Genomic DNA, 26,027 nt, shown 5'->3' with positions numbered 1-26,027 from the left:
GTTCTGCACTCATGACCGCACCCATTCCCGGCTCGGAGGTCTTCTCCAGCCGCCCGACAGACCTCGACGCGCTGGCCCGCTCACTGCCGCCGTCGCTGCCCGTCCACACCGTCACCCAGGAACAGATCGACGCCGTCGATCCCCTCACCTACGAGGTGATCCGGCACCGCCTGTGGTCGGTGACCGACGAGATGGGCGAGGCGCTCAAGCGCATGTCCGGATCGCCGATCGTGACCGACGCCAACGACTTCGACTTCGCCGTCAGCGACGAGATCGGCCAGGAGGTCCAGGTGGGCCTCTACAACACGATGCTCGTCGGGGCCGTCGACCTCGCCATCTACTGGACGCTGCAGAATCGGTCGACCAACCCCGGCATCACCGAGGGCGACATGTTCCTCTGCAACGATCCGTGGGTCGGCGGCGGACTGCACCAGAGCGACGTCATCGTCTACCAGCCGGTGTTCTACGACGGCCAGCTGTTCGGCTGGACCAGCGCCATCTGCCACGAACCCGACCTCGGCGGGTCCGGACTCGGCTCCTTCGACCCGGCCGCCAAAGATGTCTTCTCCGAATCGCTTCCGACGCCACCGATCAAGGTGGTGCGTGACTTCGAGTTACAGCGCGACGTCGCCGACGTCTGGGTCCGGCGGTCGCGGGTGCCGATGCTCGTCGGTCTCGACCTGCGCGCCAAGATCGGTGCCAACAGTGTGGGTCGCGACCGTCTGCTCGCCGTCATCGAACAGTACGGTGCGGACACGGTGAAGGCCGTGATGAAACGGATGATGGCCGACGCCGAGAGCCGGCTGCGCGCCAAGCTGACCGACCTGCCCGACGGCACCTGGCACGCCACCGGATACCAGGATCAGGCGCAGACCGGTGACCGCGAGGTCCACAAGATCACCGTCGCGATGACCAAAGAAACCGATCACCTGTCGTTCGACTTCACCGGTACCGACCCGCAGACCGGTGTCATCAACTGCACCTACGCCGGTATGCGGGGCGGGGTGATGCTGGCGCTGCTGCCGATCCTCGCCGGGGACATCCCCTGGTCGGCAGGCGGATTGATGCGCTGTTTCGACCTGATCGCGGAGGAGGGGACGATCAACAACGCCACCTTCCCGGCCGCGGTGAGTCGCGGACCGATCGGCCCGGCCTGGCTGACCGGCAACCTGATCGCCGAATGTCTGGCGCAGATGCTGGACCGCCATCTCGAACTCGGGAAGAACGTGCAGGCGTCGTGCTGCGGCACCTGGGACACCGCCGTCGTCGCCGGTCTCGACGAGCGTGGCGAGCAGCCGGTGCCGTTCCTCAACATCATGATGGAACCGATGGCCGGTGGCTACGGGGCCCGGCCGGTCGCCGACGGGATGGACACCGGCGGCCTGTTCTGCATCCCGATGGGCCGCATCCCCGACACCGAGATGACCGAGTTCCTCTACCCGCTGCTGACCCTGTGGCGCCGTGAAGAACCCGACTCCGGCGGGCCCGGACGGCATCGTGGCGGTGTATCGGCGTCGTTGGCGGTCACCCCGTATGGAACGAGTCTGCCGATGGGACTGGTGTTCGCGTCTGCCGGGAAGGCAGTCGCGCAGAACTCCGGGCTGGCCGGCGGTCTGCCCGGCAACACCGGGCTGGAGATCCTCGCCCGCGCATCCGGGGTGCAGGAGCTGTTGGCGCAGGGCACGATTCCGGCAACACTGGAAGATCTGTCCGGCGACAAGGAACTCGGCCCCTGTTACGCCGAAAGCTACCTGGCGCCCGGCGAGGTGCTGTACATGCACTGGCAGGGCGGTGGTGGCTACGGCGATCCACTGCGTCGCGAGCCCGACGCGGTGGCCGACGATGTCCGCAACGGCAAGGTCACCGCGACTGGCGCGGCCGACAACTACGGCGTCGTGCTCGCCGGCGGACAGGTCGACGAGGCCGGCACCGAGAAGAAGCGCAACGAGCTGCGCGAGATCCGCCGCGACCGGTCCGATGTCCCGCAGAGCCAGGAGGCGAACCTCGACCTGAGCCGTGCGCGTCGGCTCGACGACAATCTCGTCGAGGTCACCATCGGGGAGTCGCGCGCAGTCGGATGTGCCCACTGTGGACGGCTTCTCGGTGACAGCAAGTCCGGACGCCTCGACCTGGCTCGCTACGACGGTCCGTCGAGCGACGCGGGACCGCAGGTCACCTCCGATCCCGGTGAGTACGTCGACACCGAGGTCGTGTTCCGGCAGCAGTGTTGTCCCGGCTGCTGGACCGCGATCTACTCGGGCATCGTCCCGGTCGACCATCCCGATCGGGTCGCCGAACTCGCCCAGCTGCTCCCCGCGGTGGCGGGCCGATGACGATGACGAAGCCGGCCGGTCGAGCGCGATGGGGCGATCGGCTGGTCGGGTACCCCGCGGACCGCGCCGAGGCATACCGGAGGGCGGGGGAGTGGACGGATCGGCCACTGGCACATCGCCTGCAGGACAGTGTCGACAGATATGCCGACCGGCCTGCCGTGACCACCGATGCCGGCACGATCACCTACCGCGAACTCGGGCGGCGTACCGATCAGATCGCCGCTGGGCTGCTCGACCTCGGATTGTCTCCGGGGGAGCCAATCATCTTCCAGGCGACCAATCGGCTGGAAACGGTGCTCACCTGGTACGGCTGCATCAAAGCGGGACTGGTGCCGGTGGCCACCCTCGCCGCGCACCGCGGACACGAGATCGGTCACATCTCCCGCGCCGTCGGCGCCGTGGGTCACGTCGTGGAGGCGGGCCTGTCGTTCGACCTCGTCGACTTCGCTCGCGAGCAGGCACAAGGACATCCGACTCTGCGGACGATGCTCACCATCGGTGCACCCGCAGGTGAGGGGACCCCGGTGGAGACGCTAGGCGCTGACATCGCACCCTACGACGCCCGCGCACGGGTCGCGGCGGTGCAAGCCGAGATCGATCCGCTCGACGTCGTCGCGTTCCAGCTCTCCGGCGGTACCACCGGCGTGCCCAAGGTGATCCCGCGGCGCCACGTCGAATACTGGGACAATGCGCGGCTCTACGCACGCCGCCTCGGCTGGACCGAGGACACCCGGGTCGCACACCTGATCCCGATCATCCACAACGCCGGGATCAGCTGCGGGCTGCACGCCGCACATTCCGTCGGTGCCTGTCTGATTCTGGCGACCGCCGATGTCACCCAGGCATTTTCGTTGATGGCGCGAGCACGGGCCACCGACGTCCTCATCGGCCACGGCCACTATCAGGCCGTCGCGAGTCCGGCGTTCGACGAGGTCCGACCAGTGCTGCGCACCGTCATCCTGTCCGGCGCCAAGGTGAGCTCCGAGCTGTTCGAGCGCGTCGACGACGGCGAGAAACGATGGGCGGGGCAACTGTTCGGGATGTCGGAAGGTCTGTTCACCGTCTCCCCGCACGAGTCGCCGGCGTCGGCGAGGATGACCACGGTCGGCACACCGATCGCGGACACCGACGAGATCCGCATCCTCGAACCCGGCACCGAGACCGAGGTGGCAGACGGCGAGGTCGGCGAGCTGACCTGCCGCGGGCCGTACACCATCCCGGGCTACTACGATGCACCCGAACACAATCGGATGGCCTTCACCTCCGACGGCTTCTATCGGACCGGAGATCTGGCGTCCATCGTCGTCATCGACGGCGTCCGGTATGTCTCGATCGACGGGCGCATCAAGGACCTGATCAACCGCGGTGGCGAGAAGATCAACGCCGAAGAGGTCGAACAGCTGCTGGTGACACACCCGAACGTGGCGAACGCGGCGGTCGTGGCCATGCCCGATCCACGTCTGGGCGAGCGCACCTGCGCATATCTCGTGACGGTGGACGGTGCAGTCCTGTCGATGTCCGAGATGCGCGAGCATCTCCAGGCGCGCGGCGTGGCCAAGTTCAAATGGCCCGAACGTCTCGAGTTCGTGCGTGCGTTTCCCCAGACGAATGTGGGCAAGATCGACAAGAAGCGGCTCCGCGCCGACATTGTCGCCAGGCTTGCCGAAACTCCAGATCAGTGAGGAAAGACCGATGAATCTCAGGCGCATCGCCGTGCTCGGCGGCGGGCCGGGCGGCCTGTACGCGGCACGGCTGCTCAAGCGCAGCCACCCCGACGCCGACGTCACCGTCTACGAACAGGGCTCGCCGGACACCACATTCGGGTTCGGCGTAGGGCTGGCGTCGCGAACCCAACGCAATCTGCGGGAGGCCGATCCGGCGTCACTCGACGCCATCGTCGACGTGTCGCATCCGCACGAGATGTCGATGCAGGTCGGCGATGATGTGGCACGGCTGTCCCACGGTGAACTGCTCGCCATCGCACGGACGACCCTGCTCGAGGTACTGCAGAGGCATGCTGCCGACGTCGGTGTGCGGCTGGAGTTCGGGCAGCGCCGCTCCGTGGGTGAGATCGACGCCGACCTCATCATCGCCGCCGATGGAGTGAACAGTGCCACCCGTGCCGACCTCGCTACCGAGTTCCGACCGCACATCACCACCGGTGACGGCCTCTATCTCTGGTGCGGAACCGATTTCGCCCTCCCGAGTGCGATCTTCACCCCGGTGACCACCGAACACGGCACCTTCGTCGCCCACGCCTATCCGTATGCCGCCGACCGCAGCACCTTCCTGATCGAGACCGACGAGAACACCTGGTGCAACGCCGGTTTCGATGTGTCGACGGCAGAAACGGCGGCCGCCGACAGCGACGAGACGTCGCTGACCTATCTGCGCCACGCGTTCGCCGACACCCTCGGCGGCCATCGACTGATCGGCAACCGCACCCGCTGGATGCGCTTTCGCACCGTGACATGCGAACGGTGGCACACCGGCAACGTCGTACTGCTCGGCGACGCCGCGCACACCGCCCACTATTCGATCGGCTCGGGTACCAAGCTGGCGATGGAGGACGCCATCGCGCTCGACCGCGCCGTGGGAGACGCATCGAACCTCGAGGACGCGCTGACGGCGTATGAGGCCGCCCGTCGGCCGGGCGTCGAGTATCTGCAGTCGATCGCCGCTCGCAGCGAGCTGTGGTGGGAGTCGTTCCCGAGCCGCACCGACATCCCCGTCGAGCAGTTGATGATCGCCTACATGACCCGCGCCGGGAAGGTCGGGCTGGATCGGTTCGTGTCGTCGGCGCCCGACGTCGCCACCCGCGGTCTTGCGGACTACGCCGGGGTGGACCCGGCGCGCGTCCCCGCCGAGCGACTGGCCGACTGGGTGTTGGCGCGGCCGCTGGCCAGGCACGGGTTGACCTTTCCGCGGCGGACCGCTCCGCAGTCGCTGCGGGATGAACCCGGCACCGAGGTGATCACCGTGGACCTCGGTGCCGCGTGGGGGGCCGGCGCCGACGACATCGTCGCGCGATCGGCGGGTGCATCCGTGCTGTGGCTGACCGGCAGTGCTGACCGCAGTGCGGTGCTGACCCGCCTCGATCTCGGTGAACGGTTGCGGCGCGAGACCGCTGCGGTGGTGGTCGTCGAGGCGCCGACCGACGCCCAGGACGACTTGGTGGCCGGGCTGGTGAGTCTGCGTGCCGATCTGGTGTGCATCGCCGATGCCGCCAGGCGGGGCTGCGTGTCCGAGGTTGTGCACACCGCCGCGGTCTGACGGCACTATTCTTCGCCTATGACCAGCTCGACGCCGAAGGCGACCACCGACGACTCGGTGGCGACCGCCGCCAAGGGCGGCCGAAGCAACTCCCGGCGCGAGCTGGTCGAGCGCGAGATCATGGAGCAGGCCACGCGGCTGTTCGCCGAGAAGGGTCTGGCCAGCACCACGCTGCAGGACATCGCCGAAGCGACCGGGCTGACCCGGCCGGCGCTGTATCACTACGTCGCGAACAAGGACGAACTGTTCTCCCGGCTGGTCAGTGAGATCGCCGAGGAGCCGGCGGTGTTGCTGCACGAGATCAACCAGCGCGACGATCTCGACCCGGTCGCCAAGGTGCACGAGATGGCGATGTCGATCGCGTTGCACCAGACCCAGACGCTCGATCGGTTCCGAGTGCTGATCCGGTCCGAGGCCGAGCTGCCCGCCGGGGTGGCCGACACCTATCGGCAGAGCCGTCGGCGGGTGCTCAAGGAGTTGGTCGCCGCCATGGAGGAGGGGATCGACGCGGGGCAGTTCCGGCCGGCCGATCCGCGGGTGTCGGCGCTCGGCATCGTCGGCATGCTCAACTGGATCGCGTGGTGGCATCATCCGGGCGACGCCGAGGCCGACCGCACCATCGCACGGCAGCTGGCTGACATGGCCGTCCACTCCGTGCTCGACCCCGTTGCGGGCGACACCGAGCCGGGAGCGGAACGGGTGATCGCGCAGATGCGGCAGGGGTTGGACTATCTCGAGAGGTCGGTGCGGGCCGAGGGTTAGGGCGAGTCGGCGAGCAGTTTGTCCAGCGTTTCGAACGCAGCGTGCCATCCGGACGCGGCGTACCCGTACTGCTCGGGCGTGAGGTTTCCGCCGGTTTGGCTGAACCGAAGTTCGGTACCGCTGTCGATGGCTACGAAGTCGGCGGTGAGGACTTCGCGATCGTCACCAGATTCGTCGGTCATGGTCAGGACAAGCCTGTGGGGCCGCTGTACCTCGAGATACGCACCGTGCCAGTGGAGGTCGGGCATCTCCTCACCGAGGATCATGGTGGCCATCCAAGTGCCGCCGGGGCGCGCGTCGATCGAGACGGAGTCGACGGGCACCTCGTTGGCGCTGCCGCCAAACCACGTCGAGAAGAGTGTCGGAGTCGTCCACGCGTCGAACACGGCATCTGGAGTGGCGTCGAAGGTATGGGTCAGTGTTGCGCCGGTCGCGTCGGTCATCGTGAACCTCGCCTCCTCGCGATGCCTGTGGACATCGGCGATATCAGCGCGGACGGGTTCGTCCGCCGTGACTACAGACGTCGAGAGTGGCCAGAATTCATCGCTCATCCCGGCAAGAGCCGACTCGCCACCATGGACTGGCTGCTCACGCCTCTCGGCGATTCTCAGTACCGCTCGATGCCAGGCGGATTCCAGGTGTGATCGAGCACCGGTGCCAGTGGTGCAGCTGTGGCTGTCGAGTTGATGGCCCGCGAGGTCCGTGCGCGACGCATCGACACCCTCCAGTCGATCCGCGACATCTCCGCCATGTGCTGCGGCTCCTGTTGCTGGGACGTCTGTCCGACGTCGACTGATGCAGTTCGGTGGGGACCGAAGAATGCCTGCCGATCCGGGATCTGGCCGAACGATGGGTGGCCCACCAGCCAGCAGTGCTACCGTCACGAACTAGAACACGTTCTATTTCGACGACGAAAGGCCGGTCATGACGGTGGAACAGGGGACCCTGAGCGAGCAGATCAACGCGACGGTGGACGCGTACGTGGAGCTGTTGAACAACGGCACGGCCGAGCAGATCGCCGATCTCTACGCGCCCGACGCCACCGTCGAGGACCCGATCGGCGCTGAACTACGCACCACCCGCGAGGAGCTGATCGAGTTCTACTCCGTCATCACCGGGATGGACGAGCGCACCGCGACACTGAAATGGAAGAAGATCGCCGGGGACACTGGGGTCTTCGAGTTCACCCTGGTCACCGGCACCGCCGGGATGAAGTTCGAGATCACCCCGATCGACATCATGGTGTTCAACGCCGACGGCAAGGTGTCGTCGATGCGAGCGGTGTGGGAGCAGTCCGACCTCAAGCAGCTGTAGTCAGCGCCGCCCGGTCGGGCGCAGCACGATCTCTTCTGGATGGGCGTCGGCCGACGTGGTGACCGCATGCACCACCGCCGACGCGACGGTGGAGGTGGTCAAAAACCGCTTCGGATCGTAATCATCGCCTTCATTGGCGACGATGTCGCGCTGCATGTCGGTGTCGATCCGGCCGGGGAAGATCGAGGTCACGCGCAGCGTGGGTTCCTCGGCGCGCAACGCGTCGGCGAGCGCACGCAGGCCGAACTTGCTCGCCGCGTACGGCGCCCAGCGGGGATTGGCGCGGCGGCCGGCGCCGGAGTTGATGAACACCACATGCCCGCCCGCTGCGCGCAGTGCGGGCAGCAGCAGCCGTGTCAGCTCGGCAGCGGCCACCAGGTTCACTTCGAGTACCTGATGCCATTCCTCGACCGGGGTGTCGGCGACGGTCTCCAGGCTGCTGCCGACGCCCGCGTTGTGGACGAGTACGTCGAGCGACGAGATGGCCTCGACGGCGGCCTCCACCTCCTCGTAGTCGGTCAATTCGACGGGGAAGGTGCTCGCCCCGTCGAGCGAGGCGGCGAGCTGGTCGAGTTCGGGTGAGGGGCGACCGCCGAGCAGCAGGTCGTGGGTCGGTGCGAGCTGTCGGGCGATCTCGGCGCCGAGGCCACGGCTGGCCCCGGTGATCAATGCGGTCGACACGGCATCGACGTTACCCCGGCGCGCATCTGTGACCTCCTCGCTGCGCGACGACCGTCGACCCGGTGCAGAATCGACGGGTGGCCCGGTATGGATTCACCCCGACTCAGTTGTCAGCCCGCGCCGCGTACCTGCTACGCGGCAACGATCTGGGCACGATGACGAGCGCCGCGCCCAAGCTGTACCCACATATGTGGAGCTGGGACGCCGCTTTCGTCACCGTCGGACTTGCGCCGTTATCGGTGGAGCGGGCGGTGATCGAGATGGACACCTTGCTGTCGGCGCAGTGGGACAACGGCATGATCCCGCACATCGTGTTCGCCAACGGCCGCGACGGGTACTTCCCCGGTCCGGCGCGCTGGGAATGTGCGCGCCTTGCGCCGGCGGCCCCCGACGCGCCGGACACCTCCGGCATCACCCAGCCGCCGGTGCATGCGATCGCCGTGCAACGCATCCTCGACCACTCGCGCCGCCACGGGCGCACCACACGGTCGGTGGCCAACGAGTTCATCGACCGTCGCTGGGCGTCGCTGGTGCGGTGGCATCGCTGGCTCGCCCATGCACGCGACCCGCACGGCAACGGCCGCGTCACCCTGTTCCACGGCTGGGAATCGGGGATGGACAACTCGCCGCGCTGGGACCGGCCGTATGCCAACGTGGTGCCCGGGGTGGATCTGCCCGCCTACGTGCGTGCCGATCTCGACCACGTCGGTGACTTGTCGATGCGGCCGTCGGACCTCGAATACGACCGCTACCTCTGGCTGGTCGAGCAGATGAAGCGCTCCAACTACGACGACGACCTGCTGCCGAAGGTGATGAGTTTCGCCGTCGAGGACGTCTTCGTCAGCGCCATCTTCTCGGTCGCCTGCGATGTGCTGGCCACCATCGGCGAGGACTACTCCAAACCGCGCTCCGATGTTCGCGACCTACGCGCGTGGGCCGACCGATTCCGCGCGGGTGTGGTGGCGTCGGCCAACGAACGCAATGGCGCCGCCCGCGATTACGACCTGCGCACCGACCAGTGGATCAACACCGAGACCCTCGCGGTGTTCGCGCCGCTGATCTGTGGCGGGCTCTCGCGTGAACGCGAGCGCGCCCTGCTGCGGCTGTTCGACGGCCCGCGGTTCTGTGGCCATCCTGATCTGCGGTACGCGGTGCCTCCGTCGACGTCGCCGATCTCGATGGACTTCCGGTCGCGCGAATACTGGCGCGGTCCGGTATGGCCGGTGATGACGTGGCTGTTCAGTTGGGCGTTCGCCCGTCGCGGCTGGACCGAACGATCGGCCCGGCTGCGGGAGGAAGGCTTGCGGCAGGCCACCGACGGCGCGTTCGCCGAGTACTACGAACCGTTCACCGGCGAGCCGCTGGGCAGCATGCAGCAGAGCTGGACGGCGGCCGCGGTGCTGGACTGGCTGGACTGAGCTGTGCGTTCCCGCGCACGCTTATCCCGCTGCTCCTGGGTGACCCAACTCGCTGATCGTGGGCAACCTCGCTCGCTAATTGTGGGTGACCTCGTTCGCTGGTCGTGGGCAACCTCGTTCGCTGATTGTGGGTGACCTCGTTCGCTGATTGTGGGTGACCTCGTTCGCTGGTCGTGGGCAACCTCGCTCGCTGAATGTGGGCAGTTTCGCTCGCTGATTTTGGGTGACCTCGCTCGCTGATTGTGGGTGACCTCGCTCGCTGATCGAGTAGGTGACGAGCGCAGCGAGGAGCCGTATCGAGATCAGGTGACGTCCGACGATGGTCGAGCATTCATGTGACGCAAGTGGTCTCGATACGCCGCCTCGCCTAGCGGCTCGGTGGCTACTCGACCAGCGGAGGGTGGTGTGGCTGGTTGTCTGGCGGAGGGTCGCCTGACTGTTTGCCCGGCGGAGGGTTGTCTGGCGGAGGGGGGTGTGGCTGGTTGCCTGGCGGAGGGTCGCCTGGCTGGTGGTCCGGCGGAGGGTGGCTGGTGGGCTCGGCGCGCCATTGGCTGGGCGACTGCCCGAACCGTTTGCGAAACCAGCGACTGAAGTTGCCGGGCGAGGCGAAGCCGAGTGATTCGCTGATGTCGATCATCGATTGCCGGCGGCCGGCGACCATGTGCTGGGCCAACTCCGCGCGGGTGTCATCGAGAACCGCGGAGAACGAGGTGCCGTCGTCGTCGAGCCGACGGTGGACCGTCCGCCGGTCGACGCCGAGGCTGCGGGCCACCTGCTCGACCGAGCACCGTCCGGTGGGCAGCAGTAGTTCGACGAGTTCGCGTACCCGATGCTCGGTGGTCGGCGCGCCGGGAGTGTCGATATCGCCGAGCAGCTCTTGGGTGTATTGGCGCAGCGTCGGGTCCGCCATTGCATTTGCTGTGTCGAGATCCTTTGTGTAGAGCGATATCCCATCGAAGTCGGCGTCGAAGCGGACCTGAGGGCCGAACAACGAGTGGCACACCCGCGGGTCACGCGGCGGCGGGTGCGCGAAGGAGACGCTCAACGGACGCCACCCCGGCGAGATGAACCCCTGGATCAACAGATGCAGCACGCCCACAGCGAGATCGCTGGACTGCCGGAAATCACCGGGGTAACCCAGGTCCAGCGCGACGCGCACGGTCGCGATGCCCGATTGCTCGGTCAGCCGGATGCGCAACGCCTCGTTGTACATGTGTTGATGACGGATCAGTAGCAGCAGCGCGCTGCGCACGTCGGGCTCTTCGCGCAGCACCAGACTCAACGGTCCCAGATGCGACAACCTTCGGAACTGCGCCAAGGCGAGACCGAGATCGTCGCGGTCGGCTGCGGCTGCGGCACGTTCAAGCACCTCAACGGCCGCCTCGGCCGGGATCCACCGATCCTGCAGGCCGATGCTGGCCGGATCCAGGCCGACGTCACGCATGAGGCGTGCGGGATCGAGCCCCAGCGAGTGCCCCAGCTCGACGAAGTTGTTGAGCGCCGCGTAGCGCGCCAGAGGTTTCACACCCCAAGTATGTCCCCAAATGAACAGTGGTGAGTCCCGTACGGAAAAGAAATGCGTCTCGCCAGTCCATAACGTGGTCTGCATCACAAACGAAATCGGCGCGGCAGGTCATCACACGCTCGCCGCCGCGCCGGGGACAGAGAAGGGGCCACCATGGCGAAGGCAGTTCGATTCCACGAGACCGGCGGGCCGGAGGTCCTGCGATGGGAAGCGGTCTACGTACCCGAACCGGGAGTCGGGGAGGTCCGCATTCGGCACGAGGCGGTGGGACTCAACTTCGCCGACACCTACTTCCGCACCGGACTCTATCCGGCGCCCCTACCCGCGGGGATGGGTGTGGAGGCGGCCGGCACCGTCGAGGCCGTCGGGCCGGGTGTCGCGGACTTCGCGCCCGGCGATCGCGTCACCTACACGGGCAGCCCCCTCGGCGCCTACAGCACCGAACGGGTGATGCCCGCAGAGCATCTGATCGCCCTGCCCGACGAGATCGGTTTCGACACCGCGGCGGCGATGACGATGCGCGGGTTGACCACCGCATACCTGCTGCGCCGCATCTGGCCTGTCGCGGCCGGCGACACCGTGTTGCTGCAGGCCGCTGCCGGCGGGGTCGGCCTCATCTTCACTCAGTGGGCTCGTCTGCTGGGTATCCGCGTCATCGGCACAGTGTCGACCAAGGCCAAGGCCGAGGTCGCCCATGCGCACGGCTGTGACGAGGTGATCATCTACACCGAAGAGAATGTGGCACAACGTGTCCGCGAACTCACCGACGGTGTGGGTGTACGAGTGGCCTACGACAGTATCGGTGCCCGCACCTACGCATCGTCACTCGCATCGGTCGCACGGCGCGGTCTGCTGGTGTGCTTCGGCACCGCATCCGGTCCGGTGCCGCCGATCGATGCCATGCAACTGGCGCTCGCCGGGTCGGTGTACGTCACCAGGCCGGCGCTCGCCGACTTCATCGCCGACCCGGCCGAACGCCGAGAACTGGCTGCCGAGCTGTTCGGACACGTGGCCGCCGGGCGGATCTCCATCGAGATCAACCAACGCTATGAGCTCTCCGACGCCGTTGCCGCACATCGTGACCTGGAATCCGGGCGCAGTGTCGGCTCGTCGGTGTTCTCGGTCTGATCACACGACACTCACGAAAGGAAATCCGATGACCACCGCAACTCGAACGAGAGCGACGTCCAGCACTTTTCAGGTCGAACAGCTGACCTGTTCGATCGGAGCGGAGATCACGGCGTGCGACCTCGGCGAGGTCGCCTCCGATGCCGACCTGTTCGCCGAACTGCGCGCGCTGTTGGTGCAGCACAAGGTGTTGTTCTTCCGCGACCAAAACATCACGCGGGCCCAGCATGTCGCCCTCGCGCAACGATTCGGACCGCTCGAGGATCATCCGGTGGTCGGCAGTGACCCCGACCAGCCCGGTCTGGTCCGCATCTACAAGGACCTCGACAGCCCGCCCGAACACTACGAAAACGCCTACCACTGCGACGCGACCTGGCGGGAGAACCCGCCGTTCGGCTGCGTGCTGCGCTGCGTCGAGGCGCCGCCAGTCGGTGGCGACACCATCTGGGTGAACATGGTCGAGGCCTATCGCCGGCTACCGGCGACGGTGAAGGATAAGATCGCGAATCTGCGTGCGCGCCACAGCATCGAGGCGAGCTTTGGCGCGCGGATGTCGGCCGAGCAGCGCGCGGCGCTGCACGCGCGGTACCCCGATGCCGAACACCCGGTGGTCCGAACCCATCCGGACACCGGCGACGAGATCCTCTTCGTGAACTCGTTCGCCACCCATCTGGTCAACTACCACACCGCCGACAACATCCGATTCGGCATCGACTATGCGCCCGGAGCCGCCAACCTGTTGCAGTACCTGATCAGCCAGGCATCCATCCCCGAGTACCAGGTGCGGTGGCGCTGGACGCCGAACAGCATCGCCATCTGGGACAACCGCAGCACCCAACACTATGCCGTCCAGGACTACTGGCCGGCCGTCCGAAAGATGGAGCGCGCCGGGATCATCGGCGATCGTCCCTTCTGACCCCGGGCGCACGACACCACCGGCCCACCCATCCACGCCGACAACACAGTTGATTCACCATCAGTGAAGGAGCACGACCATGCATTTCCACGACGACGCACTGTTCCCGGAGAACCAGGACAAGCTGGTCATCACCGCAGCGCCCTACGGTCCGGAATGGGAACCCGACGACTTCCGTGATGACCTGCCTCTGACGATGGAAGAGCACATCCAGCAGGCCGTCGACTGCTACGAGGCCGGCGCCAGCGTGCTGCACATCCATGTCCGTGAACTCGACGGTAAGGGCAGCAAGCGGTTGTCGAAGTTCAACGAACTGCTTTCCGGACTGCGCGAGGCGGTGCCGGAGATGATCCTGCAGGTCGGTGGCTCCATCTCGTTCGCCCCTGAAGGTGAAGGCGCAGATGCCAAGTGGCTGTCCGACGACACCCGGCACATGCTGGCCGAGTTGGATCCGGCACCGGACCAGGTGACGATCGCCATCAACACCAGCCAGATGAACATCATGGAGTTGATGACCGCCGACGACATCGGCGGCACCTCGCTGGCACGTCCGGAGCTGGCGTCGACCTACCGGGAGATGACGGTCCCCGCCGGACCGGCCTGGGTAGAGGAGCATCTGCGACGCCTGCAGACCGCGGGAATCCAGCCGCACTTCCAGCTGTCGAGCATCCCGCAGCTGGAGACGGTGGAGCGGCTGATCCGCCGCGGCGTCTACACCGGCCCCCTCAACCTCACCTGGGTCGGCATCGGCGGCGGCTTCGACGGCCCCAATCCGTACAACATCATGAACTTCATCCAGCGCGTCCCGGACGGCGCCTGCCTGACGCTGGAGACGCTGATGCGGTCGGTACTGCCGGTCAACGCGATGGCGATCGCGATGGGCCTGCACACCCGATGTGGCAATGAAGACACCATCTGGGGCAGGGTCGGTGAGAAGATGACGTCGGTACAACAGATTGAACAGTTGGTCCGGATCGCCGGTGAACTGGGGCGTGAGGTGGCCGGCGGCAAGGAAGCCCGTGAGATCTACCGGATCGGCGAACAGTATCGCGACGCCGACGAGACACTGGCGAAGCTGGGCTATGCGCCCAACCGGCGCCCCGGGCAGGTCGGCTTCACCCACCACGGATTCCAGACCCAGGGCTGACGGGGCCCGTTACACCCTCACCCGTCAGACCATCCTCATCGGTGACCGGACCGGCCGGCTTCGGCGCGGTCCGGTCACCGAGCAGACGTCGCTCACCTCGGAGTGATCGACGTGCGCCGCCGCATCTTGCGCCCTCACATCTTTCACCCGCACCGCCAGGAGCCTCCCATGGGCACTCCCCTCTCGTCGATCCCACCGGCCGACGACACCTCGCTGACCACCCACCCCGCTTCGCCGCGGACCACCAGACGCCGCCTCTACCCGTGGCTCGTGTTCGCGCTCACCTTCGCTCTGCTGATCTCCGACTACATGTCCCGGCAGGTCCTCAGCGCCGTCTTCCCGTTCCTGAAGGCCGAGTGGTCGCTGGCCGACTCGGAACTCGCCTACCTGACCAGCATCGTCGCCCTGATGGTGGGGTTGCTGACCCTGCCGCTGTCGTTGATCGCCGACCGCTGGGGCCGGGTGCGCAGCCTCGTCGTCATGGCGGTGCTGTGGTCGATCGCGACGCTCTTGTGCGCCATCGCAAGCAACTACGAACAGATGCTGGCCGCGCGTTTCCTCGTCGGCGTCGGCGAAGCCGCATACGGCAGCGTCGGAATCGCGCTGGTACTCAGCGTGTTCGCGCCTCGGGTACACGCAACGCTCAGCGGGGCGTTCATGGCCGGCGGCTCGTTCGGGTCGGTGCTCGGTGTCGCGCTCGGCGGCGTGATCGCGGTGCATCTGGGGTGGCGCTGGTCGTTCGCCGCGATGGCGGTGTTCGGGCTCATCCTGGTCGCGCTGTTCCGGCTGATCGTCACCGAGCGCAAAGTCGCCGAGAACTCGGTGGACGACGTTGCGCCACGTGGCGTGGTGAGCAGCGCCGCGCCGTCGGGTCCCCGGCGCGCGCCGGTGTCGAGCTTGTTCACCAACCCGGCGGTTCTCTGTGCGTATGCCGGCGGCGGTCTGCAGATGTTCACTGCCGCCGTGCTGTTGTCGTGGACACCGAGTTTCTTCAACCGGTTCTACGGTCTGGCCCCGGACAAGGCCGGCATCGCGGCGGCCGGGATCGTGTTGCTCGTGGGTAGTGGCATGGTGGTGTGTGGGTTCATCACCGACCGTGTCGGGCGTGTCGACATCCGGCGTAAGTGGTTGAGCGCGATCGCGTTCTGCGTCACTCACTGGTGTGCTTGACCGTCGGTTTCGGTCTGGCTGCCGGTGCGTCGCAGGTGGCGTTGATCTGTCTCGGCGGATTCTTCGCCGCGGGATCATCCGGCCCGACGGCGGCGATGGTGGCCAATCTGACGCATGCCTCGATGCGTGCCTCGGCGATGGGGTCGCTGACAGTGGCCAACAATCTGCTGGGTCTGGCGCTGGGGCCGTTCGTCGTCGGCATCCTTGCCGATTGGGTGGGATTGCGTACAGCCCTGCAACTCTCGCCGCTGGTCTATGTCGCTGCGATCGTGGCGTTGGCTGCGGGGTATCGGCTGCATCCGCTCGGCGTGCGCAAGCTGGCAGCATTGCAGGCTCGGTCGGCCGGAGGTGTCCGATGAACCGGGGCGAACCGACGGTAGTGATCGTCCCAGGTTTACGCGATCACGTCGCCGATCATTGGCAGACGCATCTGGCCGCAGCGCTCGACTCAGTCATCGTACCGCCGCTCGAGCGGGACAAGCTCAGCCGGCAGGCGAGGGTCGCCGCCCTCGACGAGGTGCTGCATCGTGTGCGTGGGCCGGTGGTGCTGGTGGCGCACAGCGCCGGGGTCATCACCACGGTGCACTGGGCGCAGCATCCGACGCGGGAGATCGCGGGCGCGTTGCTGGTGACGCCCGCGGACCTGGAGCTACCACTTCCCGCAGGGTATCCGAGCACTGCGGACCTCGATGACGGCGGTTGGAACCCGATCCCGCGCCGACGGCTGCCGTTCCCGTCTACGGTTGCGGCGAGTCGATCCGACCCACTGGGCGGTTTTCGACGCATCACCGGTATGGCGGAGGTGTGGGGCAGTCGCGTCGTCGACCTAGGCGATGTCGGACACCTCAATCCGGCCGCCGGTTACGGCCCGTGGCCGCGGGGATTGCAGCTGACCTACGAACTGCTCGTGACGGTATCTGAGCAGAGGTCGGCGTGATTGCCGCGGAGGACGACGACAGGTCATTGGTGGACCGTCTGAAGTCCGATGGGTCCTGGAACGAGCTGTGGACCGGGCTCGACGAACTCGACCCTATCTGGACCGAGGACTACCTCACCGCGGTCCTCGAGCCCTACCAGAGTGGCGTGCTCCCGCCACAGGTCGTGCAGCTGCTGTGCATCGCGGTCGACGCCGCGTGCACGCATCTGTACGAACCCGGATTGCGGCGACACATTCGCGCCGCTCTGGACTGCGGGGTGACGCAGCGTGAGATTCTGGAGGTTCTCAAGATGACGACCTCGGTGGGGATTCACTCGATCAACGTGGGTCTACCGATCTTGTTGGAAGAGAGCGAATCTCATTGAGTTGGCGGCGGTCCATGACGCGGCCCGTCGCCGCGCTGCTCGTCCTGTGTCTCGGCGGCTTCGGCTTCCTTTCGTCGTTGGCGGTTGCGTTCGCGTTCTTGCTGTCGGCGGGCGTGTTTGGCTGCCACCCGAGGTGTGGAGCGGGTGGGTGGTGTCGGCGGCGGCGGCGTCGTTGTGTCGGTGCTTTTGTCGGCCGCCGGTGGTGGTGGTTTGAATCGGATACGTCGTAGTCCGGGGAACAGTTTCTCCATGCTTTCGGTATCGCCGGCGATGACGAGGCCTTCGGGAGTGATGAACTCGGTGCGTAACCGGCCGTGGCGGTCGCGGTACTGGTCGTCGAGCCACGACCCGAACGTCTTACGGATGTGGGAGAAGCGGTCTTTGACGTTCAGGTTGTCCGGTTCGGTCTGACCACCCCTGACCGGATCGGCATGGTTGTATTCGGCGACGTGATCGATATCGGCGCGCCACGCGGGGGTGTCGTTACCTAGCACCACGCTATAGCCGTCGCGAATTCGGATGAAGGCGTCCAACGCGGCCGTCGGCCGATACGGATCCGACGGCAGATGGGCGTCCAGGGTGAACCCGCCATCCGGGTCCGGTGTGGTGTCAGTGGGTACCAGATGTTTGATGACCGCATCGGTACGCGCGGCGAGGTCCCGCACATGTGCGTCGTCGATGACGCCGTAGCCGTCGATGAATCCGGCATGCTCAGCACCATCCAGGGTGGCCTCGTCACACACGACGTGGATGACGATCTTCGCATCCGCCGGTGGCGCCGTGGTCGCCTCGGGGATCACGGCGGTGCAGGTGTCGACACCACATAGGCATTCGAACGGTGTGCCCGACAACAGGGCGAACATCGCATCTGAGGCCCGTTGCTGGCGGGTTCGTTCGTCGTTGTCGCACACTGCGTCGGCCAGCTTACGGACCGCCTCGGCGGCGATGCGTACGTTTTCGGCGGCCATCGTCGCCGAGATCTCGCCCATCCCGTCACCGGTGTTCTTGGAGTGCACACCACGTTTGTCGAGGGCCTGGCGGCGGCGTTCGCGTACCGCATCGGGATGATGCCGGAAGATGATGCGATCGCACATGTCGCGTAGCCGGTGCGCTGACCAGGCGGTGGTGTGGGCGTCGAGGTTGGCGGCGATCTCGGCATCGACCGCCGCGGCATAGGGTTGGCCGTCGATCAGTTCGGTGCGGGAGATGATCTTGACGATCAACTCGGCAGTGATCCGCCCCTCGCGCAACCGCTGCGCCACTTGTGGCAGACGGTCGCGTAACGCGACCGCTTGATGCAGGAACTTTTCGGCCGCGCCCTGACTGATGGCTTGGCTCACCGCGATCCGGGCGGCGCAGTCGGCGAACCCGTCATGCAGCAACAGGGCGTGATCATCGGATTCAGCACCGACCAGGCGGGTGTGGAGTTCGGCGGCGATCTGATAGCGATGCCACGCCGTAAACGCCTCACCGCGTACATCGGAGATCAAGGCGCCGAGCAGATCGTTGGTGTCTCGCGACCCGACAGCCTCGGCCGGCAGGCCGCCGGTGAACAGCGCAGGCAACTCCGGCCACGGCGACGGGTCACTCCACCACGACGCAACCGACCAACCCGGACCCGACACCAGCAACACCTTCCAGAGACACCTATGGGGCAGCGCGAGACCCAACCCACATATCTCCGAAAGAAACAGACCGCTCAATCACCGGCCCGACCTGGCTCACATCACTTCGTCGATCTCGCTGACACCAACCTACGACACCCCACCGACAAGAACGTTCCGGCAGGTCAGCGCCCGTTCAACAGCGGAAGCCGAGTCATCTGAACTGTCGACGCCGGTGACAGAACCATACCCACGGGTGTAGACAGATCACATCGGTCGAGCGAGCGCATCCGGGGAATCGAGGCATCGATGACAGAACCGAGCGTGATCCCGAACCGTGCCCGCATTCGATTCTCCGCCGAACGCTCGCCCACCGACCGCAACACGGTCATCGCGGTGGTGATCATCATCGTGCTGGGCCTGCTGCTGGTGGCGGTGACCTGCCTGCCCTCGTCTGCTCCTGGAGTCGTCCCGTGGGAGTTCGGGTACCCGCCGACCGAGCAGGCGCAACTCGACGAGCTGCGCGGCACCCTCGCACCCGACCTCGGGCTCATCCTCGGTTACGTCCTGTCGCTGGGCGGGCTGGCGTTGCTGGGACGTCTGCTGGCCTTCACCGCGCCCTACCGGACGGTGTCCACGGTCGCCGGGGTGGGCATCGTCGCGGCCGGTCTGTTCGACCTCGCCGAAAACCTGGCGCTGGCCACCGATTGGACGCTTGGGAACCTCGCCGCATCGGCGGTGTTCGCGACGGCCAAATTCGCGCTGCTGATCCCTGCCTCGGTGATCGCCTTGTGGTCGCTCGTCGGACTGGTGAAGGCCATCGTGGCGCGCCGCTGGGTGCGCAGACACGGTGCGCAGGCGTGGGCGCCGACACCGAGAACCGACCGCTGGGCCGACGAACCCCGCTGGGACCGCGCCTATCTGACCCCTACCACCGACACGGGAGACACGACCGCGATCTGCTTGTCGGGTGGCGGGGTGCGGTCGGCCTCGGTCGCGTTGGGAGCGATGCAGAGCCTCACCGGACGCGAGGTCGGCGGCCTCGAGCCCGACTACGTGGTGTCGGTATCCGGTGGCGGTTACACCGCCGGCGCATTCCTGCAGGCCATGCGCCGCAACGCGCCGCGGACCGGGGCGTGGCCGAAAGACATGCAGGCCCGGTACGACGCGGACGACGTGCAACAGGTCGGTCTCGCCGACCTGTTCGGGGAGGGCAGCGAGGAGTACGACCACATCCGGCGCCGTGCCAGCTACATCGCCGACAGTCCCGCCGAGATGATCGCGGCACTGGTCATCATCGCCAAGAACATGTTGTTGTCACTCACAATTCTGTTCACCCCGGCGGTCATCGCCGGAGTGCTCGCCGGGATCGTCTACGCCACCATCCCCATGGCTGCGATCGTGCCGGTACCGGATGAGAACACCGCGGATGCGCCCACCGATCCGGATCAGGCGAGTCTGTTCGCCAATTCCGCTGCGACGCTGTGGGTGCTGGGCGTTCTCGGCGCGATCTGCTTCACCCTTCTGGTCGCCGCCGGCTACACCGAGGCGCGGTCGGTCAGTGATCGCGGTGAGCGGTGGCGGGAGCGACTGTCGGGTGTCGCCGTGTGTTTCGCGGTAGCCGTGGCGATCATCGCGGTGATGACGGTCGGTGCACCAGGCCTGATGCGGCTGGCCGATTCGGTGCTGTCGTCGTCGCCGGCCGGAATCGCCTGGAGCGCGTCGGCAGTCGCGCTGCTCAACTATGTGGCGCTGCTCGCCGCGATCCTGTGGCGCAACCGGGGACTCGTTGGCAAGCTCGTCGCCGGGATCCGGGGCAAGCCGGACGCGCCGCGCAAGGGAGTTCCCCGCGGCGCGGTGCAACTGCTGCTCGTGCTGGCGACTTTGGCGGTGGTGATCGCGACGTGGTTTGCCACTTTCGGGGGCGTCGGAGCGTGGACGTTCGACACCTTTGTCGCCCATCCGGTCGATCAAGGAGCGCAGACCCGCGACATGCTGTCCGGCGAAGATGTTTCTGCCGGCGGCGCAGATCACAGCGGCGTGTGGTGGGTCCTGTCGATAGCGGTCATCCTGGCGATCACACTGTCGCTCTACGACGTGACCTCGTCGAGTCTGCAGCCGTTTTATCGGCGTCGGCTGGCCCGTGCGTTCGCTGTCCGCCGGGTCCGCAGCGCCGACGGCGAGGGTATGACCGCCGAGGCGTATCCGAGTAGCGAATCCACCGAACTCGCGGACTTCGACAGCCCCGACGCCACACCGCACTTCGTGTTCGCTGCCGCGGCCACGATCTCAGGTCAGGAGAAGCCGGCCGCGGGGCTCAACGCGGTGCCGTTCAGCTTCGGAACCGATTGGGTGGGCGGCCCGGACGTCGGCTGGGCGTCCACCCGAATCCTGAAGCAGTTGGCCCCACCGCGCATCCGTCGGGACCTGACCGTGCAGGCCGCGGTCGCGGTGAGCGGGGCGGCGTTCGCCTCCGCGATGGGCCGGATGGGCTCGGGATATCAGAAACTGTTCGCCATCTCCGGTGCACGCCTGGGGACCTGGCTGCCGAACCCGGCCTTCCTGGCCGCGTCGACGCACCAGCAGAACAACTGGTCCTGGCCACACGGGCTGCCGCGCTACCGGGGCGCAGGCTACCTGTATCGAGAGGTACTGGGCCTCAACTCCGCCCGCGGACGACTCCTCCAGATCTCCGATGGCGGACACTACGAGAACCTGGGCCTCGTCGAGGCGTTGCGGCGCCGCTGCACCACCATCGTGTGCATCGACGCCAGCGGCGACACCCCGCCCAATCTGAGCACCCTGGCCGACGCGATCCGCTTGGCCCGCGCCGAACTCGGCGTCACGTTCAGCTTTCCAGAACAGGGCGGCGGAGACGACCACACCGCGGAGCACCTCGCTCCCGGGACCGGTACAGCCTTCGACCCCGACGACGACTTCGCCGCACTGAACGCGCGCATCACGAGTCAGTGCGTGGTCACCGCGACCTTCACCTATCCGCCGAAGGACGGTGTGTCACGGACCGGTCGGCTGATCCTGGCGAAGGCGGTCCTCTGGCAGAACTGCCCGGACTGGTTGATGACGTATGCCAACACCCATTCGATCTTCCCGCATGACAGCACGTCGGATCAGTGGTTCGACGAGGGACAGTTCGCCGCCTACACCCAACTGGGGCGCCTCATCGGCGCAGAGGCGCTACGCGTGGTGGGCAGCGCAGGCGCCCCGCCGGTCAGTACTCTTCGGCGCCGATAAGTGCCGCGGTGTCGTCGACCTCGTGGTCGGCGGCAGCCTGCGTACGGACGAACGCGACGGCGGCCACGGCGATCACACAGTAGAGTGCGGCAAACCAGAACGGCGCGGACACCGAGCCGAACCAGTCGGCAAGGTGGGCCACCAGCACAGCGGAGACGGCCGCGCCCATCCACCGCAGGAAGCTGTAGCCGGCGCTGGACACCGACCGCGGGGTGGAACCCTCACCCGAGGACATCGCGACACCAGTGAACAGGGTGTTCAACACACCCGAGGGAAGGCCGGACAGGATGACCGCGGTCCCGATCAGCGCCACCTGGTCGGTGAGCACGCCGATGGCGGCGAGCGCCATCACGATGGCATACACCGAGATCGCGCTGATGACACCGCCCTTCTGGCCGATCCGTTCGGCCAGCCACGGCGCGATGAACACGCCGGCCAGCGCGGTCAGCAGGCCCCAACCGAAGAAGATCAGGCCGGCGTAGATCGGTCGCAGCCCCATCGCGATCGGCGCCCATGCGATTACGGTGAACAGTGCACCGGTGTAGAACGCGGACCCGATCGAGGTGATCAGCAGCGTGCGGTTGCGCAGCGCCTTCAGCGGGTCGACGATCCGGACCGGCGTGCGCGTGGTGCGCGGGCCATCCGATGGCAACATGACCGCGCACAGGATCGCGCCGGCCAGCATCAGCAGCGCGGTGCCGGCGAAGGGTGCGCGCCAACTCCCTTCGCCGAGAACGGCTCCCAACAGCGGACCGACGGCCAGGCCGACGCCGAGCGCGGCTTCGTACAGCATGATCGCGCCGTGCTGGCTCCCCTTGGCCGCGGACACGATGAAGGCGAGCGCGGTCGCGATGAACAGCGCATTGCCCAGTCCCCAGAGCACCCGGTAGGCGATGAGTTGATCGATCCCGCTCGCAAACGATGAGATCCCGGCGGCGATCACGATCAACGTGAGACCGACGGTGAGGGTGCGTTTGGGGCCGAATCGGTAAGCAGCCCACCCGGTCAGCAACATCGCGACACATTGGATACCGACGTAGACGCCGAACAGCAGGGTCAGCTTCTCCGGTGGCGCATTCAACGCTTCGGCAATGCTGTTGAGGATGGGGTCGACAAGGCCGATGCCCATGAAGGCGATGACCGCGGCGAATGCGGTCACCCAGACTGTGCGCGGCTGTTGGCGGAAGGTCTCCAGCAGTGATGGTTCGTGGTGTTCGGCCGGCTGGGGGACGGGCCGGTTCTCGGTGACGGTCATGGTTACCTCGGGATCATTCGGCGGTGATGTCGGCCGCTTCCGGATTCGGGAGCGACTCGAGCTGATGACGCAACGCCTCGAGGGCGGGTGCGGCGGCGGTGAGTGCGGCGCGGTCGTCGTCGCTGAGTTCGGCGAGGGCCGCGGTCAGGATGCTGTCGCGGCGGCCGCGGACCCGGTCGAGCAGATCTCGTCCGTGGTCGGTGAGCCCGACCAGAACGGCGCGGCGGTCTGCCGGGTCGGGGGTTCGTTCGACCAGACCGTTCTTGGTGAGCCCGTCGATCAGCGCTGTCGCGGTGGGCATCCGGATCGATTCGCGCTCGGCGAGTTCGCCCATTCGCATCGGCCCGTGGTCGAGCAGCACCGCCAGAGCGGATGCCTGCGCGGCCGAGTACTCGGCGATGGGTGTGCGTCGCCGCAGGGTCAGGTAGAGCCGGGTCACCGTCGGCCGCAGGGCCGATGCCAATTGGAACGTCTCGTCATCAGACACACGACCAGGCTAATACTTAGGTTTACGAAATAAAAGCACACACTATTGTGAGATCCATGACAAGCGCGAAGAAGAAGCGATTCTCCCAACTCCCGCCGGAGTCACGAGCGCTGATCATCGTCGGCGCCATCGTCCAGTTCGCGCTGCAGGGTGCGGCCCTGCGCGACCTGAAGCGGCGACCGGCCGAGCAGGTGAAGGGCCCGAAGCCACTCTGGGTGGCGTTGAGCTTTCTCAACTACTTCGGGCCGATCGCCTACTTCGTGGTGGGGCGCAAGTCGCAGAGCTGAGTGCTCCTGTTCAGACGCCGATGGGTGTGCCGCCGTCACGCCACACGGCGACCACTGCGGGCCGCGGTTGGGTGTCGCCGCCGTCGGGCCAGTGTGATGCCGGGTTGTCGGCGGAGTGGTCGTCGAGCTCACCCGGATGCTGCACGCACACCATCACCCGGTCGCTGCCGATGATCGGACCACATGTCTCGGCTCCTTCCGGGACGGTGAGGAACTGCTTGGTCTGTCCGCGCTGCGCACCGTCGAGGGCGATGGCGAACAAGCCGTCGTTGCTGTCGAGTGCGTTGCCGTCGGTAGAGATCCACAGGTTGCCGTGCGGGTCGAAGGCCACGTTGTCGGGGCAGGAGATCGCGCTGACCTTGGTCTTGTCGTAGCCGCCGTAGTAGGTGTCGGCGGCGGCCGGGTCGCCGCAGACGAGCAGCAGATCCCAGGTGAGATCGGTGCCGGTGTGGTTGTCGGTGATCTCGATGACCTGACCGTTCTTGTTCTCGTTGCGCGGGTTCGCCTCATCGGCCGGCGCTTCGCCGTCGGTGCCGCGTTCGTCATTGTTGGTCAACGCGCAGTACACCTTTCCGGTGCGCGGGTTGGCCTCGATGTCCTCGGGTCGGTCCATCTTGGTGGCCCCGGCCTGATCGGCGGCCAGCCGGGTGAACACCGCCACCTCCTCCGGGGTCATCCCGTCGACATGGGAGCGGGCCGAACCGTCGGCGTTGACCGTCAGTAGCGGATGCCAGGTGCCGGTGCCCGCGAAGGACTCGCCCTCGGGTAGTTCGCCGCTGCCATCGACGGCGTCGGGGTTGTCGCCGGTGAACGACGCGACGTAGAGAGTGCCTTCGTCGAGGATGCCTATGTTGTGGGCGCGCGCGGTCGCCGACACCCCGGTCTTCATCTTGCGGCTCGACACAAACTTGTAGATGTACTCGAATCGCTCGTCGTCGCCGGTGTAGGCCACCACGGTGCCCTCGTCGGGACCCGACGACACCACGTGGATCGTGGCACCCTCGTGTTTGAGCCGGCCGAGCGCGGAGTGCTTGATCGGGGTGGAGTTCGGATCGTGCGGATCCACCTCCACGACGTAGCCGAACCGGTTGGCCTCGTTCGGTTCCTGCGCGAGATCGAAGCGGGGGTCGAACCGACCCCACTGGTGGTAGTCGGAGTCGTCGTCAAACGAGTAGCGTTCGAGCCGCTCGGCGGCGGTCGCGTCGGTCACCGCGCTCGCGTTGCTGAAGTAGCCGTCGAAGTTCTCCTCACCCGACAGCATGGTGCCCCACGGGGTGATCCCGCCGGCACAGTTGGCGAAGGTGCCGAGCACCGTCTCGCCGGTCGGGTCGGCCGAGGTCTTGACGAAATCGGTGCCGGCGGCGGGGCCGGTCAGCCGCATCGGCGTCGTCGCCGTGATTCGGCGGTTGCGCGGGCCGACGATGGTGGTCACCGCTCCCGTGCCCGTCTCGGTGGACACCTCCACGACGGTGATGCCGTGGGCGGCCATCGAGATCCGGGCCTGCTCCTCGGTGGGTTCGCCGCTCTGGTAGCCGGTGAACATGAACTCTTCGGTGGTGTACTCCTGGTTGCACACCAGGTAGTAGTGGCCCGACACACCGTCGACCGGGATCAGGCCCGCGAAGTCGTTGTTGTAGCCGAACTGCATCGCCTGGGCCTCGGGTGTCTGGCGGCTGAAGTCGAAGGCCGGCGCACCCGGGAGCACCGGATCGCCCCATGCGATGACCACCTCCTGCCGGTATCCCTCGGGGATGACGACGGCATCCTCGGTGTTGGGTGCCACGGTGGCGAAGTTCATCCCGGGCGGGGGAGTGTCGCCGACCGCCGACGAGCTCGCCACTGCGGAGTCGGAGGTGTCGTCGGCGCCACAGGCCGCGAGTAGCGACGTTGCGCCGATCGCGACCGCGGCGCCGGCCGACGAGCGCAGCACGGTACGTCGAGAAGCACTCGCCCGCAGGATATCCCGAAAGTATTCGTTGTCGCTGGTATTGCCCGGATCGTGCCAGCATGCCTCGCCGCACTTGTACTGGCAGGTCACGTGGGCACGTTTCGACCGGCCGGGCCGGTCGGTCGAGGTGAACAGCTGCAACGGGATACGCACGGAAACTTCCCTCCGGGTCGCTCTCTACAAGTGGGCTGGATCGAGAACTGTGAGGACGTTAGGGAGGTAAAG

General features: G+C 66.7%; 21 protein-coding genes and 1 pseudogene. 15 read left to right on the top strand and 7 right to left on the bottom strand.

The features are described from left to right. Positions 1 to 11 precede the first annotated feature (11 nt). The 4 genes from VX037_RS08470 to VX037_RS08455 are packed head-to-tail and all read left to right on the top strand — an operon-like array spanning position 12 to position 6,368. Positions 12 to 2,333: a hydantoinase B/oxoprolinase family protein gene (locus VX037_RS08470; protein WP_328713877.1), complete on the top strand. Its 2,322-nt coding sequence runs from the start codon at positions 12 to 14 to the stop codon at positions 2,331 to 2,333. Next, positions 2,330 to 4,015: a (2,3-dihydroxybenzoyl)adenylate synthase gene (locus tag VX037_RS08465; protein ID WP_328713875.1), complete on the top strand. Its 1,686-nt coding sequence runs from the start codon at positions 2,330 to 2,332 to the stop codon at positions 4,013 to 4,015. The genes VX037_RS08470 and VX037_RS08465 overlap by 4 nt, the downstream gene beginning before the upstream one ends. 10 nt (positions 4,016 to 4,025) lie before the next feature. Then, on the top strand, positions 4,026 to 5,606 hold the full coding sequence (locus tag VX037_RS08460) for an FAD-dependent monooxygenase (protein ID WP_328713873.1): 1,581 nt from the start codon (positions 4,026 to 4,028) through the stop codon (positions 5,604 to 5,606). 18 nt (positions 5,607 to 5,624) lie between these two features. After that, complete coding sequence (locus VX037_RS08455; RefSeq protein ID WP_328713871.1) at positions 5,625 to 6,368, top strand: TetR/AcrR family transcriptional regulator; 744 nt, start codon at positions 5,625 to 5,627, stop codon at positions 6,366 to 6,368. Here the strand turns inward: VX037_RS08455 and VX037_RS08450 are convergent. Beyond that, entirely contained in the window at positions 6,365 to 6,811 is a 447-nt protein-coding gene (locus VX037_RS08450; protein ID WP_266061830.1) for an SRPBCC family protein, read from the bottom strand. The two genes, VX037_RS08455 and VX037_RS08450, sit on opposite strands and share 4 nt — an antisense overlap. A gap of 21 nt (positions 6,812 to 6,832) precedes the next feature. Here VX037_RS08450 and VX037_RS08445 point away from each other — a divergent pair, with 21 nt between their 5' ends. Beyond that, on the top strand, positions 6,833 to 7,012 hold the full coding sequence (locus VX037_RS08445) for a hypothetical protein (protein WP_235721433.1): 180 nt from the start codon (positions 6,833 to 6,835) through the stop codon (positions 7,010 to 7,012). 280 nt (positions 7,013 to 7,292) lie between these two features. Then, entirely contained in the window at positions 7,293 to 7,682 is a 390-nt protein-coding gene (locus VX037_RS08440) for a nuclear transport factor 2 family protein (RefSeq protein WP_235721432.1), read from the top strand. On the opposite strand, the gene VX037_RS08435 is transcribed toward VX037_RS08440, so the two are convergent. Next, complete coding sequence (locus VX037_RS08435; protein ID WP_235721431.1) at positions 7,683 to 8,363, bottom strand: SDR family oxidoreductase; 681 nt, start codon at positions 8,361 to 8,363, stop codon at positions 7,683 to 7,685. It lies immediately after the preceding gene. Positions 8,364 to 8,440: 77 nt separating this feature from the next. Between VX037_RS08435 and ggh the strand changes: the two genes are divergently transcribed. Next, positions 8,441 to 9,781, top strand: a complete 1,341-nt coding sequence (gene ggh / locus VX037_RS08430; protein ID WP_235721430.1) for a glucosylglycerate hydrolase — start codon at positions 8,441 to 8,443, stop codon at positions 9,779 to 9,781. A gap of 382 nt (positions 9,782 to 10,163) precedes the next feature. Here ggh and VX037_RS08425 read toward each other — a convergent pair whose 3' ends face one another. Next, positions 10,164 to 11,306, bottom strand: a complete 1,143-nt coding sequence (locus VX037_RS08425) for an AraC family transcriptional regulator (RefSeq protein WP_328713870.1) — start codon at positions 11,304 to 11,306, stop codon at positions 10,164 to 10,166. A 153-nt stretch (positions 11,307 to 11,459) separates the two neighbouring features. Here VX037_RS08425 and VX037_RS08420 point away from each other — a divergent pair, with 153 nt between their 5' ends. From VX037_RS08420 to VX037_RS08395, 6 genes and pseudogenes are all read left to right on the top strand, one after another. Further along, positions 11,460 to 12,434 (top strand): quinone oxidoreductase family protein, encoded by a 975-nt coding sequence (locus VX037_RS08420; RefSeq protein WP_328713868.1) that lies wholly within the window; start codon positions 11,460 to 11,462, stop codon positions 12,432 to 12,434. A gap of 28 nt (positions 12,435 to 12,462) precedes the next feature. Next, positions 12,463 to 13,350 carry a TauD/TfdA dioxygenase family protein gene (locus VX037_RS08415; RefSeq protein WP_235721427.1) on the top strand — a complete coding sequence of 296 codons (888 nt, stop codon included), beginning with the start codon at positions 12,463 to 12,465 and terminating at the stop codon, positions 13,348 to 13,350. Positions 13,351 to 13,429: 79 nt separating this feature from the next. Further along, the gene (locus VX037_RS08410; RefSeq protein ID WP_266063900.1) at positions 13,430 to 14,497 is read left to right on the top strand and encodes a 3-keto-5-aminohexanoate cleavage protein; all 1,068 of its coding nucleotides are present in this window, start codon (positions 13,430 to 13,432) and stop codon (positions 14,495 to 14,497) included. A 168-nt stretch (positions 14,498 to 14,665) separates the two neighbouring features. Further along, a pseudogene (locus VX037_RS08405) lies at positions 14,666 to 16,026 on the top strand (MFS transporter). Next, positions 16,023 to 16,604 (top strand): RBBP9/YdeN family alpha/beta hydrolase, encoded by a 582-nt coding sequence (locus VX037_RS08400; protein WP_328713866.1) that lies wholly within the window; start codon positions 16,023 to 16,025, stop codon positions 16,602 to 16,604. The pseudogene VX037_RS08405 and the gene VX037_RS08400 overlap by 4 nt, the downstream one beginning before the upstream one ends. Then, the gene (locus tag VX037_RS08395) at positions 16,601 to 16,969 is read left to right on the top strand and encodes a carboxymuconolactone decarboxylase family protein (RefSeq protein WP_235721423.1); all 369 of its coding nucleotides are present in this window, start codon (positions 16,601 to 16,603) and stop codon (positions 16,967 to 16,969) included. Before VX037_RS08400 ends, VX037_RS08395 begins: the two co-directional genes overlap by 4 nt. On the opposite strand, the gene VX037_RS08390 is transcribed toward VX037_RS08395, so the two are convergent. Beyond that, entirely contained in the window at positions 16,963 to 18,594 is a 1,632-nt protein-coding gene (locus VX037_RS08390; protein WP_328713864.1) for a DUF222 domain-containing protein, read from the bottom strand. The two genes, VX037_RS08395 and VX037_RS08390, sit on opposite strands and share 7 nt — an antisense overlap. A gap of 288 nt (positions 18,595 to 18,882) precedes the next feature. Here VX037_RS08390 and VX037_RS08385 point away from each other — a divergent pair, with 288 nt between their 5' ends. After that, on the top strand, positions 18,883 to 21,825 hold the full coding sequence (locus VX037_RS08385; protein ID WP_328713862.1) for a hypothetical protein: 2,943 nt from the start codon (positions 18,883 to 18,885) through the stop codon (positions 21,823 to 21,825). On the opposite strand, the gene VX037_RS08380 is transcribed toward VX037_RS08385, so the two are convergent. Both VX037_RS08380 and VX037_RS08375 read right to left on the bottom strand, forming a co-directional pair. Then, a complete protein-coding gene (locus VX037_RS08380; RefSeq protein ID WP_328713860.1) occupies positions 21,803 to 23,080 on the bottom strand; it encodes an MFS transporter in 1,278 nt (425 codons plus the stop codon). The genes VX037_RS08385 and VX037_RS08380 overlap by 23 nt on opposite strands. 13 nt (positions 23,081 to 23,093) lie before the next feature. After that, positions 23,094 to 23,567, bottom strand: a complete 474-nt coding sequence (locus tag VX037_RS08375) for a MarR family winged helix-turn-helix transcriptional regulator (RefSeq protein ID WP_235721419.1) — start codon at positions 23,565 to 23,567, stop codon at positions 23,094 to 23,096. A 56-nt stretch (positions 23,568 to 23,623) separates the two neighbouring features. On the opposite strand from VX037_RS08375, the gene VX037_RS08370 reads away from it, so the two are divergent. Continuing rightward, positions 23,624 to 23,854 (top strand): PLD nuclease N-terminal domain-containing protein, encoded by a 231-nt coding sequence (locus VX037_RS08370; protein ID WP_266062977.1) that lies wholly within the window; start codon positions 23,624 to 23,626, stop codon positions 23,852 to 23,854. A 10-nt stretch (positions 23,855 to 23,864) separates the two neighbouring features. Here VX037_RS08370 and VX037_RS08365 read toward each other — a convergent pair whose 3' ends face one another. Beyond that, positions 23,865 to 25,955, bottom strand: a complete 2,091-nt coding sequence (locus tag VX037_RS08365; RefSeq protein WP_287014960.1) for a PhoX family protein — start codon at positions 25,953 to 25,955, stop codon at positions 23,865 to 23,867. Positions 25,956 to 26,027: the final 72 nt, after the last annotated feature.

It is taken from the genome of Gordonia sp. Z-3, from assembly GCF_036233855.1.
Lineage (GTDB): Bacteria > Actinomycetota > Actinomycetes > Mycobacteriales > Mycobacteriaceae > Gordonia > Gordonia tangerina.
The sequence above is the reverse complement of the archived record's forward strand: the minus strand, read 5'-3'. Positions and strand labels throughout refer to the sequence as shown.